The sequence below is a fragment of the Arthrobacter sp. 10T413_2 genome, from assembly GCF_056394205.1.
In genome coordinates, this window is the sequence record NZ_JBFTHK010000108.1 from 1 (window position 1) to 14,174 (window position 14,174).

The window sequence follows — 14,174 nt, forward strand, 5'->3', positions numbered from 1 at the left end:
GGCTCCAGGGTGTGTTCGACGTTCAGCGAATCCAGGACCATCGCCGCAATCGTATGGTGGCCCAGCGGCGAAAAGTGCAGCCGGTCAACATCCCACATCTGCGGATCATTAAGCTGGCGCAGAGACCACATGTCCGCGATCACGGCGTCGTGGCGCGCGGCGATCGTGCGCAGGTTTTCGTTGTAGATGGCCACCTTGCTGCGGATCCGGCCGAGCACCGTGGAGCCTGTGTCCGGGCCGTTGAATAGGACCACGGTGGCGCCGCCCAGGCTCAGGATCTGCACCACCGAGTCCAGCTTTTCGGCCAGCACGTCCGGATCCCCGCCCGGGCGGATGAGGTCGTTTCCGCCCGCGGAAAGCGTGATGAGGTCCGGCTTGAGGGACAGACAGTGCGCCAACTGCTGGTCCACGATCTGCTGCAGGAGCCGGCCGCGGACGGCCAGGTTGGCGTACGCGAAGTCGTTGTGGCCGCGGCTGAGCTCCTCGGCCACCCTGTCGGCCCAGCCCMGGTGGCCGCCCGGGCTCGCCGGCTCCGGATCGCCGATGCCTTCCGTGAACGAGTCGCCCATGGCCACGTAACGGGTCCACGGGTGGGTCACTGTGTCTACAGAGCTCTCCGCTGACATCTCCGGTGAATCTTCCATGGCTTCGGTTTCGCTCACGTTCTTATCCTGCACTCTTCCTGTCAAGCTACGCCACCGTAGGTTGTTACCGCCGGGTAACTGTAAGAATGGTTCCATGACTCACGCTGATGCCTTCCCCGCCCCTGTCGTCGAATGGTCCAAGCCGGAGCAGGAACGTGCGGGCAAGCCGCTGATTGTCCTGCTCCACGGCTACGGCGCCAACGAACAGGATCTGCTCAGCCTGGCGGACATGCTMCCGCAGGAATTCGCGGTAGCCTCCGTGCGTGCCCCGATCGCCATGGGACCCGGCTTCACCTGGTTCCCGCTGACGGCGTCCATCGACTATTCGCTCGAGGCCGTCAAAGCCGCCGCGGCGTACGTGCAGGACTGGATCGACTCCGTCAAGGCCGACCATCCCTCTGTGACGCTGCTCGGATTCTCGATGGGCATGGCCATGGCCACCACGCTGCTGCGGCAGCGGCCGGCGGACTTCGCCGCCGTCGTCGGGCTTTCAGGTTTTGCCGTCGACGCCGGCGGCGACCTGAGCTTCCGCGATGGCGAACYGGACGGAACCGTGCCGATGTTCTGGGGACGCGACCAGCAGGACCCGGTGATCACCCCGGACAAGATCGAGTTCACCATGGGCTGGGTGCGCAAGCACGTGAARCTCACCAAGGTCCTGTACACCGGCATGTGGCACGGCATCAACCAGCAGGAAATCGGCCACGTCTCCGAGTTCCTCACGCACGCGGTCCTCAACTCCAGGAAGTAGCCGCCCGGCCGGCTGGCCAGGGCTAAGCCGGCTAGGATCCTGCGGGCGCGCTGATCCGCACGGTCTGGCCATTCACGGTGACGGTGTCGCCGTCGTGAAGCTGCCGCCCGCGGCGCTCATCAATTTCGCCGTTGACCTTGACCAGTCCGTTCTTGATCAGGTCCGCGGCCTCCACACCGTCCTCCACCAGATTTGCGAGCTTCAGCAGCTGGCCCAGCCGGATCATGGTGTCGCGGATGGTGATGTCTTCAATTTCCGGATTGCTCATATGGCAATGATGCCTGACCTAAGGTGGCACGAATGACGCACACACCCCGGCTCCCGCTCATCGCGGGGCTGCCCATGGCCGTCGCGGCGGGGTTGTTCATACCGTTGMAGGGCCGGATCAACGGCGCGCTCGGGGCGGAGCTCGGCGACGGCATTGGTGCGGCCGTCGTCAGCTTCAGCACCGGGTTAGTGGTGATGGTCGTCATGTCCGTGGCACTGCCGAAAGGCCGGGCCGGGCTGGCCCGGATCCTTCCGGCCGTGCGCGAACGGCAGTTTCCGCGCTACTACGTCCTGGCCGGCTGCATCGGGGCGCTCTTCGTCTTCGCCCAGTCCTTCACCGTGGCACTGCTCGGCGTTGCCCTCTTCACTRTGGCCGCCGTGACAGGGCAGACCCTCAGCGGTCTGTTGGTGGACCGGATGGGAATCGGGCCCGCGGGGAAGAGGCCGATCACCGGTATCCRGGTGCTCGGCAGCGTGCTCACTGTCGCCKCCGTTGCGTGGKCGGTGTCGCCGAGGTTCAGCGCCGGTGAATCCGTGCTGCAACTGCTTCTTCYCGTGCTGCTGCCGCTTCTGGCCGGGTTCCTGATGAGTTTCCAGCAGGCCATGAACGGCACCGCCACCGTCCACTACGGATCCCMGATCGCCGCGACCCTCGTGAACTTCATCGCCGGGGCCGTCCTGCTGTKGGCGGCGTGGCTGGTCAAGCTCGCCGTGTCCGGTGCCGGCAATCCGCTGCCGGGGCAGTGGTGGTACTACCTTGGCGGCCCGCTTGGGTGCGTCTTCATCGGCGTCGGCGCCCTCCTGGTCCGCAGCCTGGGTGTGCTGGTCACGGGCCTCGGGATGATCGCCGGGCAGCTGCTGGGATCCCTCGGACTGGACCTGGTTTTCCCGGTCCCCGGGACCGTCGTCGCGCTGCCCACCGTCCTGGGCACCCTGCTGACGCTCGGTGCCATCATCCTGGCCACCCTGCCCTGGCCGCGGGGCGCGCTGAAGCGGTAGCGGGCCGGTAGGCTTGGAGTTTGCATCGCACTGTTCGTATCACCCCRTCCGGCAACCAGCCGGCGTCCCGGGGCTGACACCGCGGACCGCACCCAGCGGCCCTGTAGAAATTGGAGTTACCATGGCAGCAAAATCCGTCCTCGACCAGATCATTTCCCTCGCCAAGCGACGGGGTTTCGTTTTCCAGGCYGGTGAAATCTATGGTGGCTCTCGTTCTGCCTGGGATTACGGGCCCCTCGGCGCCGAGCTCAAGGAAAACATCAAGCGCCAGTGGTGGCAGTCCGTGGTCCGCGGCCGCGAAGACGTCGTAGGCCTCGACTCCTCCGTCATCCTGCCCCGCCAGGTCTGGGAAGCCTCCGGCCACGTCGAGGTCTTCTCCGACCCGCTGGTGGAGTGCCTGTCCTGCCACAAGCGCTACCRCGCGGACCACCTCGAGGAAGAGTACGAGGAGAAGAAGGGCCGTCCTGCCGAGAACGGCCTCAAGGACATCGCCTGCGCCAACTGCGGTACCYGCGGCCAGTGGACCGAGCCCCACGAATTCTCCGGCCTGCTCAAGACCTACCTCGGCCCTGTCGCCAGCGAGGAAGGCCTGCACTACCTGCGGMCCGAAACCGCCCAGGGCATCTTCGTGAACTTCAGCAACGTCTTGACCACCTCGCGGAAGAAGCCGCCGTTCGGCATCGGCCAGATCGGCAAGTCGTTCCGTAACGAGATCACGCCGGGCAACTTCATCTTCCGCACCCGCGAGTTCGAGCAGATGGAAATGGAATTCTTCGTCGAGCCCGGCACCGACGAGCAGTGGCACCAGTACTGGATGAAGGAACGCATGTCCTGGTACACGGGCCTGGGCATCCGCGAAGAGAACCTGCGCTTCTTCGAGCACCCGCTGGAGAAGCTCAGCCACTACTCCAAGGGCACCACGGACATCGAATACCGCTTCGGTTTCCAGGGCTCGGAGTGGGGCGAGCTCGAAGGCATCGCCAACCGCACCGACTTTGACCTCTCCACCCATGCCAAGGCTTCCGGCGCGGACCTGAGCTACTTCAACCAGGCCACCAACGAACGCTACACCCCGTACGTGATCGAGCCCGCGGCCGGCCTCACCCGCTCGTTCATGGCCTTCATGATCGATGCTTACACCGAGGACGAGGCCCCCAACGCCAAGGGCGGGGTAGACATCCGTACGGTGCTCAAGCTGGATCCGCGCCTGGCTCCGGTGAAGGCAGCCGTCCTGCCGCTGAGCCGCAACGAGGACCTGTCCCCGAAAGCCAAGGACCTMGCCGCCCAGTTGCGMAAGAGCTGGAACATCGAGTTCGACGATGCCGGCGCCATCGGCCGCCGCTACCGCCGCCAGGACGAGATCGGCACCCCGTTCTGCATCACCGTCGACTTCGAGACCCTCGAGGACCAGGCCGTCACCATTCGCGAACGCGACACCATGAGCCAGGAACGCGTCTCCCTGGACAAGGTGGAGGGCTACCTGGCCGCGCGGCTGATCGGCGCCTGATCATGGCCATCGAATACCGGGAATGGCGGGAGGGCGACGACCTCGCGCTGCTGGAAATCTGGGGCGGCCCGGAGACCGTGCAGGCCGGGCAGTTCCGCGGCACCCTGGCGCCCTCGGGCAATGCGCCGTGGCGCCGCTGCATCGTGGCCGAGGACGTCGTCGACGGCGTCGCCATTCCCGTGGCGGCGGCCGTGGTCCACGAGGCCTCGCTGCACCCGGAACGGCTCTGGGCGTATATCGAGGTCGCCCGGGACCACCGCCGCGCCGKCATTGGGTCCACCCTGCTGACCATKCTTCGGCACGAGGCCGCCAAGTCGCCGTCGGGAGTGTCCAAGCTCCGCTGCAAGGTGGAGCCGGGCACGCCCGGGGCGGCGTTTGCCGAGGCCGCGGGCATGGCCCCGATCCAGCGCTCCCGCCTGATCGTCGTGGACCCGGCGCCGCTGAAACTGCCGGTGTTCGGCGACGGTTCCGAGTCGGCGGCCAGCGACCAGGTCGAAGACCTGGCCACGGGCTCGGTGGAGCTCAGCGACGTCGTTGGCCGGTACTACACGGCCGTGCACACCTGGGACAGCCCGGGGGAGTTGAGCGTTGCCATGGTGCAGCGGTTGTTCCTGGATGACCTCAGCGGCGCCCACGGCGCGATCGTGCTGCGGGCACCTAAAGCCAGTGCCTTCGGGCACGGCATAGCGGCCAGCCGCAAGGGCCGGCTGGAAGGGTTCGCCATCAGCTATGCGCAGGGCGCTCCAGGCGCCGGAGCCGACGCCGATGGTGCCGGTTCTGCCGGGCCCACTGCGCCTACTGAGGTGTTCCTCGGGCACGAGCCCAAGCTCGGCGAGGACGAGGCCCGCGCCGCCGTACGCGATCTCCTGGCCCTGATCGCCTACCAGCACCCGGTAATGCTGGAACTGGACGACGCGATGACTGCCCTGCGCGCCGTCGTCGAACCGCTGCTCGAGACCGGCAAAGCCCACGTTCAGGGCGCCGAAACGCTCGTCGTTGCGGACCCGGCCTAGGACTCAAGCCAGCTGACCCGCAGCCCTGACCCGCAGCACTRACCCGCAGCGCGTTGTGACCCGTGAAAACGACACACGTGCTGCGGGTCAGCCCGGTTAACGGGCCTGTCAGCTTGGTTAACAGGCGTGTCGGCGGGACGGGTCCATCTACGGGACGGGTCTATTTGCGGGACGGAGCCTGGCGGCGGTGTGCACCGGGGCGCCGCGGGCCGTCGGCCGCGTCGAGGCGGCGCCGTTCCTCCTCGGTCGGGGCGCCGCCGCCGAGCGCGGCGGGCATCCACCAGGCCCCGGGGTCCGGTTTCAGCGGGAAGTCCGCCATGCCGACGTCGATCCCGTGTTGGAGGGTCCTGGCCAGCTGCGCGGTGGCCGGCTGTGCGTCCTGTGCCGGGTCCGGGAGCGAGTCCGGCAGGATCGGCTCGCCCACGTGGATCCGGACCGGGGCGCGCCAGGCGCGCCGCGGCGAGAATCCATGGTGGCGGGTCATCAGCCGGTGCGCGCCCCAGACGGAGACCGGGATGATCGGCACACCGGCTTCGGAGGCCATCCGTACGGCGCCGGTCTTGCACTCGCGCACGGTGAAGCTGCGGCTTACCCCGGCCTCCGGAAGGATGGCAATGTACTCGCCCGCCAACAGCCGGGCGACCGCAGCGTCGTAGGCGTGGACTCCGGATCCGTAACCGACCACCACGTGGCCGGCCGCGCTGACGGCCGGCCCGGCAAACCAGTGGTCGGCAGCTCCCTGCGTCACGAGGAAGCGCATCTGGGCACGGTTGTGCCACCACAGGATCATCTCGGCGAAGGCAAAGTCGAGATAGCCGAAGTGCGTGATCGCGACAACCGCGCCCTGGCCGGGCACCACCCGGCGGGACGGGCCGCGTCGGGAAGCACTGCGGGAAGCCCGGGGGGACTCATTGAGCGGKCCGGGCTGGGGCAGGTGCTCCCGCCCCGTGACGAGGACGCGGATCCGGAACAGCCAGCGCAGGGCGAGACCGGTGCGGACGATGAACCGGTAGAAGCKGTCGCTGGGCCCTGGTCTCCACTTCATCGGCCGCCGGCTCATGCCGGCACCTGCCATGCCGGCACCTGCCAAGCCGGCGCCCGCCACGCCAGTCCCGATGCCCCAGTGCCGGCCATATCAGCGCCCGCCTGCTCGCCGCCGGGGCGGCAAGKGCAGGAACCCGGAGGTGGATTCGATGTATTCCTGATAGCCGGGCCGTGCAGACATCGCTTTTTCCGTCAGCGGCTTCCCGGTGCGGCCCGCCAGTGCCCAGATCATCAGGGCGGGGGAGAGGATGGTCAGGACACCGGGCCACGAATCGGCGGTCACGAGGAAGAGGCCCGCCCAGACCGCGGCGTCGCCGAAGTAGTTCGGGTGGCGGGTGTAGCGCCACAGACCGGTGTTGAGGACCGTGCCGCGCTTGGCGGGATCGGCCTTGAACTGCGTCAGCTGCCAGTCCCCGACCGTCTCGAACACAAAACCAAGAACCCAGAGCAGGATGCCGAGGAACGCCAGCCAGCCCAGGCTGCCGGTGGCGAACATGCCGACCTGGATAGTGAGCGAGACGAAGAACATCACCACGCCCTGGGGCAGGTAGACCCGCCGGAGCGCGTAGACGTTGCGTGATCCGGGTGCGGCGGAGAGCATGTCCACGTAGCGCGGGTCCTCGTGGCCGCCGCGTGCACGCACCCCAATGTGGACCGCGAGGCGAATGCCCCACACCGCAACCAGAGCCAGAAGCAGTAGCCGGCGGCCGGCGTCGCCGTGGCTGGCGGAGAGTACCCAGGAGATGGCCGCAACTACCACGAACCCGAGGCCCCAGACGGTGTCGATGACGGAATGGCGGTTCTGGCGCACGGCAACGGCGAAGGTCAGCGCCAGCAGGACCGCAAGTCCCGCGATGACCCACGGCAGGCTGGCGAGGAAGGCATCCAGTGGGAACGGTTGCATCACAGCACCACCGGCATGCGTGTTCCGGCGGCCGGCAGAATGCTGCGCAGGGCGTCCGTGGCGCCGGGGACGTCAGCCCCCGTGGCTTCCCCGAAGGCGTCCAGGATGAAGTCATCGGCGAGTGAGTTCCACAGCGCTACCCGGCGGAACATGAAATGCCCGGCCCCMGTGAGGGAGACGTACTCAACAGAGGCGGCGACGCCGTCGGCCCGGCGTGCGTAGTCCAGCGAATTCGACGGACTGGTCCAGCGGTCCTCCGTGCCGTGCACGATCAGGACCCGGCGGTCGGCGACGGGTTGGACCGGCGTTTTGTGGTTGAGCCACGGGGCKAGGGCGACGACGACCTCCACCTGCGGATCGTCGGCCACGCAGAGTGCCGTGAGGCCTCCCATGGAGTGGCCCAGCAGGTACACCGGTACGCCGGGATGTTCCTGGCCGATCCGGGAAAGCGCCCAGCGGGCGTCCTGAACGGGGGACATGTCCTCCCCGTTCCAGCCCCGGTACCGGTTGCGCAGGGTCCAGACGGCGAGCCCGTGCGGGCCGCCCTGCCGGTTCAGCGCCCGGGCGAAGGGCAGCATCCGGGCCGGKCTCAGGTGCCGGCCGCGGACAGGATCGTAGCTGTCCGCGCGTCCGCCGTGCAGGACCAGGGCGACTCCTCGGGTCTTCCCGGCCGCCTCGGCGATGGACAGCACGGCCTTGGCGGCAGGTCCGGAACGGCCCGCCTCCGGTTCGCGGTCGTCTAGTTTGCGCTTGGCCACGCGTGTCCTTCCCGTTCTTCGTCCGTCAATTACCAACCATAGGTTGCAGCCTCCGCCCGTCAAGGGAATCGCTGCCTGATGTGGATTCGGAGCCGGAGCCCCCGGCGATGGGTACGGCTGATGCCGGACTCTTGACGGGGCCCTTGACGGGGGAGTGCGGAAAGAGTAGGCATGTGCACGTAAACCTCCGGGCGTCACGCCGGCTGGGAGCGCAGAGAACCRTCCGGGTCGAATCTCACGACGAAATCGACGGTATAGAAAATGAACGCAACATCTTTGGATAGCCTGCGTGAGMAAGTCCGCGGGCAGATCACCACGCCCGGCGACGCCGGCTACGACACGGCACGTGCGGTCTTCAACGGCATGATCKACAAGCGGCCGGCCGCGGTGGTCCGGGTCTCGCAGGTGGCGGATGTCATCTCCTGCGTCAACTTCGCGCGCGACAACTCGCTGGATTTGGCGGTCCGTGGCGGAGGGCACAGCGCCCMGGGCTTTGGCACCTGGGATGACGCCCTGGTCATCGACTTCTCAGCGACCAGGGGTGTCCGGGTCGATCCCGCAGCCGGGACGGCGCGCGCGGAGGCCGGGGCGACCTGGGCTGACTTCAATCACGCGACCCATGCCTTCGGGCTGGCAACTCCTGGCGGCATTGTCGGCTCKACCGGCATCGCCGGGCTGACCCTCGGCGGCGGCATTGGCTACCTGTCCAGGAAACATGGGCTCAGTTGCGACAACCTCCTCTCGGCCGACGTCGTCACGGCGGAGGGAAAGTTCCTCACCGCCAGCGAAAGCCAGAACGAGGACCTGTTTTGGGCGCTCCGCGGCGGTGGCGGGAACTTCGGCGTCGTGACGTCATTCGAGTACCGGATGCATCCCGTGGACATGGTCCACGCCGGGATCATCATTTACCCCATCGAGCATGCGGAGACAGTGGCAAAGTTTTACCGGGACCACATGGCCTCCGCCCCTGAAGAGTTCGGGGCGTTCCTGGGCTTCCATCAGGGCCCGCCGGTGCCCTTCCTGCCCGAGGAGTGGCATGGCAAGCCGGTGTGCGTAGTGGTCGGCATGTGGACCGGCGATCTGCCGGAGGGGCCGGCACGCTGGCAGCCGTTCCTGGACGTCGCGCCCGCGGCGGGATCCATGGTGGGGCCGATGCCGTACCCCGCCTTGAATGGCGCATTCGACCCGCTGCAGCCGCCAGGCATGCAGGCCTACTGGAAAGCTGATTTCCTCGCTGAGCTCAATGACGGCGCCATTGCTGCGCACATCGAACACGGCAGCAAGGTCCCCAGCGTGCAGACCGCGGTACACCTCTACCCCATCGATGGCGCGGTCCAACGGGTGGGCACCACGGACACGGCGTTCGCCAACCGGAACGTGAAGTTTTCGCCCGTGATCGCGGCGCAGTGGCTGGACCCTGCGGACAACGAGGCAAACATCGCCTGGGTGCGGGACTACGCGGCCGCCCTGCGGCCCTATTCGGCGCCCGGCGGCTACATCAACTTCATGGACGGCGATGACTTGCCCCGGGTCGCGGAAAACTACGGACCGAACTACCAACGGCTGAGGGAGGTCAAAGCCAAGTACGATCCGCAGAACCTCTTCCACGTCAACCAGAACATCGCGCCGGCGTCAACCACGCCAGCGTAAATCGCCCCCGCTGTAACATCGCGCCCGCCCAACCGGGCGGGCCTCCGCGGCGCCGGGAGACCGCGGTGTCGTCCGTCCGGAGCGGCCCCGCCCACGCCGTAGAGTTTTCGGCATGAGGTTGAACTGCTGATGGGCGCCGGACACTCGCACTCTCGCACCGAGKACTTCGAGCCGACGCCGCGGATGCTGGCGGCACGGAAGAAGGCCAACTGGATCCTGGCCGCCATCCTCATCCCGCTGACTTTGCTGACCCTGGCGGCCATGGCCTTCCTGTGGCMGTCGGGGAGCAAAGACGGCATCACGCTGGCCAGTCCCTATGCGGCGGCCCCGGGCGTGACGTTCGATACCGGCAAGATCCAGCGGGTGGTCGTCGGCAGCTGTTCGGAAGCGCAGACAAGCGGCKACCCGGCGGCTCAGCGGGGCGCGTCCGGGGCCGACGCCGCCGTCCAGCCGCCGCAGACCGGCTCGCAATGCACGTTTGCCTACACCGAGCCGGACAAGGGCGGCAACCCGGTGAAAGTGGTCATCAACCCGGACATCGCGAAGTCCCACGGGGTTAAGCCCGGAGACAACATCCGCTACCTGAACCTCTCCAAGGCGCCGGGCGCATCCGAAGCCCAGGGCGCACCCGCCTACGTCTTCGTCGACTTCGTCCGGACTCTACCGATCATCTTCCTGGCCGTGCTCTACGCCGTCGTGGTCATTGCGGTGGCGCGCTGGCGCGGGCTGCGGGCCCTGATCGGACTCGTCGGGGCCTACGTCGTACTCGTCTCCTTCATGCTGCCCGGACTGGTCGAAGGAAAGCCGCCGCTGCTCCTGGCACTGGTGGGTTCCACGGTGATCATGATMGGGGTGCTGTACTTCGCCCACGGTTTCTCCGCCCGGACCTCGACGGCGCTGCTGGGGACCATGTTCGGCCTCGCCATTACGTCGCTGCTGGCCGCCTGGGCCACCGACGCCGCGAACCTCGCCGGCGTGGGCAGCCACGACGCCGCCACGCTCACCAACATTTCGGACAACATCTCGATCTCCGGCATCATCCTGTGCGGGCTGATCATCTCCGGCCTCGGCGTGCTGAACGACGTCACCATCACGCAGTCGTCCGCGGTCTGGGAACTGTGGGAACTCGCCCCCGACACCAGCGCCCGGCAGCTCTTTGCCTCCGCGATGCGGATCGGCCGGGACCACATCGCCTCCACGGTCTACACGATCGCGTTTGCCTACGCCGGCGCGGCCCTGCCCGTCCTGATCCTGGTCATGCTCTACGAGCGGCCGCTCGGGGATGCCCTGACCAGTGCCGAACTCTCCGAGGAAGTCATCCGCACCCTCGTCGGCTCGGTGGGACTGGTCCTGGCCGTTCCGGTCACCACCCTCATTGCCGTGCTCGTCGTCAAGGCCACCGGGATCAAGAGCAGTACAGCAGACCCCGCGGCCGCGCTCGCCTGTGCAGCCGACGTCGGCGTGCCCGCGCTCGCCGGCGTTGGGGACGGCGGCCGGGCCGGGCTCTCCATGGGGGCCGACGTCGGCCGGTACCCGGGCGGGTCCGCMGGTCGCCGGGCGGCGGACAGCGCGCCCGGTGCATCGGGCCGGACCGAACCGGACGACGCCGGGACTGCCACGCGCCGGGGGCGGCGTGCCGCCCTGCGCGATTGATACGGCGTTTGGCGGCACGCGGATTTTCCACACAGCCCGGCGTTTCCACATAACCGAGACCGGATCCGACCGATTTGCCCGTCTTTGAGACAATGGTCGGGTGACTGTTGTAGCAACGCCTCCCGCCCCTAAGCTGGAACTCCCGCCCCTGAAGCTGGGCCCGATCACCGTGGACACCCCCGTGATCCTGGCCCCCATGGCGGGTATCACCAACTCCGCCTTCCGCAGGCTGTGCCGTGAATACGGCGGCGGCCTGTACGTCGCGGAGATGGTCACCTCGCGCGCCCTCGTGGAACGCACGCCGGAGTCGCTGCGCATCATTTCGCACGACGACGACGAAGAAGTCCGCTCCGTCCAGCTCTACGGCGTGGACCCCGTGACCGTCGGCCAGGCCGTCCGGATGCTGGTCGAGGAAGACMGGGCGGACCACATYGACCTCAACTTCGGCTGCCCCGTCCCCAAAGTCACCCGGCGCGGCGGCGGCTCGGCCCTGCCCTGGAAGATCGACCTCTTCACCTCGATCGTCCAGACCGCCGTCAAGGAAGCCTCCCGGGGCAACATCCCGCTGACCATCAAGATGCGCAAGGGCATCGACGAGGACCACCTGACATACCTCGATGCCGGCCGGATCGCCCGCGATTCCGGGGTTTCCGCCGTCGCTCTTCACGGCCGCACGGCCGCGCAGTTCTATTCGGGCCAGGCCGACTGGTCTGCCATCGCCCGGCTCCGTGAGGCGCTGCCGGACATCCCGGTCCTCGGCAACGGCGACATCTGGTCCGCGGAAGACGCGGTCCGGATGGTCCGTGAAACGGGAGTGGACRGCGTCGTCGTCGGCCGGGGATGCCAGGGCCGGCCGTGGCTGTTCGGCGATCTCATGGCCGCGTTCGAAGGCAGCGATCAGCGGCACCGGCCGGATCTGGGTCAGGTGGCCGAAAGCGTCTACCGGCACGCCGAGCTCATGGTCGAGACGTTCGGGGACGAGGGCAAGGCCCTGCGCGAAATCCGCAAGCACATCGCCTGGTACTTCAAGGGCTACGTGGTCGGCAGCGAGCTGCGGACCAAACTCGCGCTCGTCACCAGCCTCGAGGTGCTCCGCGCAACCCTGGACCAGCTGGACCTCGACTCTCCTTACCCCGGGGTCGACGCCGAGGGCCCGCGCGGCCGCGCCGGCTCGCCCAAGAAGYCCGCCCTGCCCAAGGACTGGCTGCTGAACCGGACCCTGGATGACGAGCAGAGCCGCGACATCTCCTTCGCCGAACTGGATGTCTCCGGTGGCTGAGACCCGGACCACCGCCCCCGTCCTGGACGGCTACACCTCCCGCGACTCCGCCCGGTGGGTCGAGGAGCCGCCCAAGACCACCTACCGGTCGGACTTCGAGCGTGACCGTGCGAGAGTCCTGCACTCCTCGGCACTGCGCCGGCTCGGCGCGAAGACCCAGGTGGTCGCCCCGGATACCGACGACTTCGTCAGGACCCGGCTCACGCACAGCCTCGAAGTGGCCCAGGTGGGCCGCGAACTCGGCCGCGCCCTCGGCTGCKATCCCGACGTCGTGGACACCGCCTGCCTCAGCCATGACCTCGGCCATCCGCCCTTCGGCCACAACGGGGAAGCGGCGCTCAACGAGGTGGCCCACGCGATCGGCGGTTTTGAAGGCAACGCCCAGACGCTGCGGCTGCTGACCCGGCTGGAGCCGAAGGTCCTGGCCCCCGACGGCCGTCCGGCAGGCCTGAACCTGACCCGGGCGAGTCTCGATGCCGCCGCCAAGTACCCGTGGTCCGCCGTCAACGCGCCCGTCATCCACGGGGAGCGGACCAGCAAGTTCGGCGCCTACGAGGACGACCTCCCCATCTTCGACTGGATTCGCGAAGGCGCCCCGGAACGCCGGTCCTGCCTCGAAGCGCAGGTCATGGACCTGGCGGACGACATCTCCTACTCGGTGCACGATGTMGAGGACGCGATCGTCGCAGGGCACTTCCAGCTGCGCTGGATGGACAACCCGGACCACCGCGCCCGCGTCGTCGGGTACGCCAAGCAGTGGTACCTGCCGCACAACGACCCCGCCGCGATCGACGCCGCGCTGGCCCGGCTAGAGGCCACGAGCGTCTGGGTGCGCGAGGCCGACGGCAGCCGCAAGGCCATGGCGGCGCTCAAAGACATGACCAGCCAGTTGATTGGCCGGTTCTGCCAGAGTGCGCTCGAAGCCACCCGCGCCGTTTACGGCCCGGAGAATCTCACCCGCTACCACGCGGAACTGATCGTCCCGGACGAGACCGTCATGGAAATCGCGGTGATGAAGGGTCTGGCCACCACGTTTGTGATGACCACCGAGCACCGCCAGCCCATCTACGAGCGCCAGCGGGAGGTCCTCCACGCCCTCGTCACCGCTCTCAGCGCCACGGAGGACCGCCACCTGGAGCCAATGTTCGCCGCCGACTGGCTCGACGCGGGGGACGACGCCGGGAGGCTGCGCGTCGTGATCGACCAGGTCGCGTCACTGACGGACGGCTCGGCGCTGGCCATGTATGAGCGTCTCGTGGGCAGCCTGCCGTCGCTGTGGTGACCAAGCCAGCCGCCAGGGGCCAGGACCACCATCCAATAGACAGGAATGTCTAAGGGTTTACCAAGGAACTCCGGGGATCATGGGAACACAGGCCTAACCGCAGAGGAAGGGGACACCCGTGGATACCCGGGACAAGGGCAGGCGACTTGCCAGCGGCATCACCGCGGCAGTCGGCATCGGCAGCCTCGCGGCTGCGGGCGTCGCCGCCGCCGTCGTGTATTCCGCCACGCCGTCCAGCGCTTCAAAGACTTCTCCTGCGACCGCCAGCTCGAACTCGTCCGGACGGTCAGCCCGCCACGGCTCCGGCACGGCGGCCGGCGGCGGCACCACGCAGAATAACGGCACGAGCCGCTCGCACGGATCAACCCCCGTCCAGCCGGGCAACGGCAGCGTCACCCACGGTCATTCCTCGGGGTCCTAAGG

General features: G+C 67.9%; 14 protein-coding genes. 9 read left to right on the forward strand and 5 right to left on the reverse strand.

Features of this window, described 5'->3' with window-relative positions:
- Window positions 1-644: SGNH/GDSL hydrolase family protein (locus AC1DBQ_RS15795; RefSeq protein WP_476929419.1), on the reverse strand; the 644-nt coding region annotated here is incomplete at its 3' end.
- Window positions 645-738: 94 nt separating this feature from the next.
- Here AC1DBQ_RS15795 and AC1DBQ_RS15800 point away from each other — a divergent pair.
- Window positions 739-1,395 carry an alpha/beta hydrolase gene (locus tag AC1DBQ_RS15800; RefSeq protein WP_476929409.1) on the forward strand — a complete coding sequence of 219 codons (657 nt, stop codon included), beginning with the start codon at window positions 739-741 and terminating at the stop codon, window positions 1,393-1,395.
- A 31-nt stretch (window positions 1,396-1,426) separates the two neighbouring features.
- On the opposite strand, the gene AC1DBQ_RS15805 is transcribed toward AC1DBQ_RS15800, so the two are convergent.
- The gene (locus tag AC1DBQ_RS15805; RefSeq protein WP_091249566.1) at window positions 1,427-1,663 is read right to left on the reverse strand and encodes an RNA-binding S4 domain-containing protein; all 237 of its coding nucleotides are present in this window, start codon (window positions 1,661-1,663) and stop codon (window positions 1,427-1,429) included.
- A gap of 32 nt (window positions 1,664-1,695) precedes the next feature.
- On the opposite strand from AC1DBQ_RS15805, the gene AC1DBQ_RS15810 reads away from it, so the two are divergent.
- The 3 genes from AC1DBQ_RS15810 to AC1DBQ_RS15820 all read left to right on the forward strand — a co-directional run bounded on the left by AC1DBQ_RS15810 (window position 1,696) and on the right by AC1DBQ_RS15820 (window position 5,181).
- Complete coding sequence (locus AC1DBQ_RS15810; protein WP_476929410.1) at window positions 1,696-2,661, forward strand: DMT family transporter; 966 nt, start codon at window positions 1,696-1,698, stop codon at window positions 2,659-2,661.
- A 121-nt stretch (window positions 2,662-2,782) separates the two neighbouring features.
- Window positions 2,783-4,168, forward strand: a complete 1,386-nt coding sequence (locus tag AC1DBQ_RS15815) for a glycine--tRNA ligase (protein WP_476929411.1) — start codon at window positions 2,783-2,785, stop codon at window positions 4,166-4,168.
- A 2-nt stretch (window positions 4,169-4,170) separates the two neighbouring features.
- On the forward strand, window positions 4,171-5,181 hold the full coding sequence (locus tag AC1DBQ_RS15820) for a GNAT family N-acetyltransferase (RefSeq protein ID WP_476929412.1): 1,011 nt from the start codon (window positions 4,171-4,173) through the stop codon (window positions 5,179-5,181).
- A 160-nt stretch (window positions 5,182-5,341) separates the two neighbouring features.
- On the opposite strand, the gene AC1DBQ_RS15825 is transcribed toward AC1DBQ_RS15820, so the two are convergent.
- The 3 genes from AC1DBQ_RS15825 to AC1DBQ_RS15835 all read right to left on the reverse strand — a co-directional run bounded on the left by AC1DBQ_RS15825 (window position 5,342) and on the right by AC1DBQ_RS15835 (window position 7,887).
- A complete protein-coding gene (locus tag AC1DBQ_RS15825; RefSeq protein ID WP_476929420.1) occupies window positions 5,342-6,226 on the reverse strand; it encodes a lysophospholipid acyltransferase family protein in 885 nt (294 codons plus the stop codon).
- A 90-nt stretch (window positions 6,227-6,316) separates the two neighbouring features.
- The gene (locus tag AC1DBQ_RS15830) at window positions 6,317-7,129 is read right to left on the reverse strand and encodes a DUF1295 domain-containing protein (RefSeq protein ID WP_476929413.1); all 813 of its coding nucleotides are present in this window, start codon (window positions 7,127-7,129) and stop codon (window positions 6,317-6,319) included.
- Window positions 7,129-7,887: an alpha/beta hydrolase gene (locus tag AC1DBQ_RS15835; protein WP_476929414.1), complete on the reverse strand. Its 759-nt coding sequence runs from the start codon at window positions 7,885-7,887 to the stop codon at window positions 7,129-7,131. The genes AC1DBQ_RS15830 and AC1DBQ_RS15835 overlap by 1 nt, the downstream gene beginning before the upstream one ends.
- Before the next feature lie 261 nt (window positions 7,888-8,148).
- On the opposite strand from AC1DBQ_RS15835, the gene AC1DBQ_RS15840 reads away from it, so the two are divergent.
- From AC1DBQ_RS15840 to AC1DBQ_RS15860, 5 genes are all read left to right on the forward strand, one after another.
- Window positions 8,149-9,537: an FAD-binding oxidoreductase gene (locus tag AC1DBQ_RS15840; RefSeq protein ID WP_476929415.1), complete on the forward strand. Its 1,389-nt coding sequence runs from the start codon at window positions 8,149-8,151 to the stop codon at window positions 9,535-9,537.
- Between the two features lie 129 nt (window positions 9,538-9,666).
- On the forward strand, window positions 9,667-11,190 hold the full coding sequence (locus AC1DBQ_RS15845) for a YibE/F family protein (protein ID WP_476929416.1): 1,524 nt from the start codon (window positions 9,667-9,669) through the stop codon (window positions 11,188-11,190).
- A gap of 100 nt (window positions 11,191-11,290) precedes the next feature.
- Window positions 11,291-12,469 carry a tRNA dihydrouridine synthase DusB gene (dusB, locus tag AC1DBQ_RS15850; RefSeq protein ID WP_476929417.1) on the forward strand — a complete coding sequence of 393 codons (1,179 nt, stop codon included), beginning with the start codon at window positions 11,291-11,293 and terminating at the stop codon, window positions 12,467-12,469.
- Window positions 12,453-13,751: a deoxyguanosinetriphosphate triphosphohydrolase gene (locus AC1DBQ_RS15855; protein WP_476929421.1), complete on the forward strand. Its 1,299-nt coding sequence runs from the start codon at window positions 12,453-12,455 to the stop codon at window positions 13,749-13,751. Before dusB ends, AC1DBQ_RS15855 begins: the two co-directional genes overlap by 17 nt.
- Before the next feature lie 118 nt (window positions 13,752-13,869).
- Window positions 13,870-14,172: a hypothetical protein gene (locus AC1DBQ_RS15860; RefSeq protein WP_476929418.1), complete on the forward strand. Its 303-nt coding sequence runs from the start codon at window positions 13,870-13,872 to the stop codon at window positions 14,170-14,172.
- Window positions 14,173-14,174 lie beyond the last annotated feature (2 nt).

Coding starts and splice junctions, on each gene's coding strand:
- AC1DBQ_RS15805 (WP_091249566.1), bottom strand. CDS start 1,663: ATGAGCAATCCGGAAATTGAAGACATCACCATCCGCGACACCATGATC.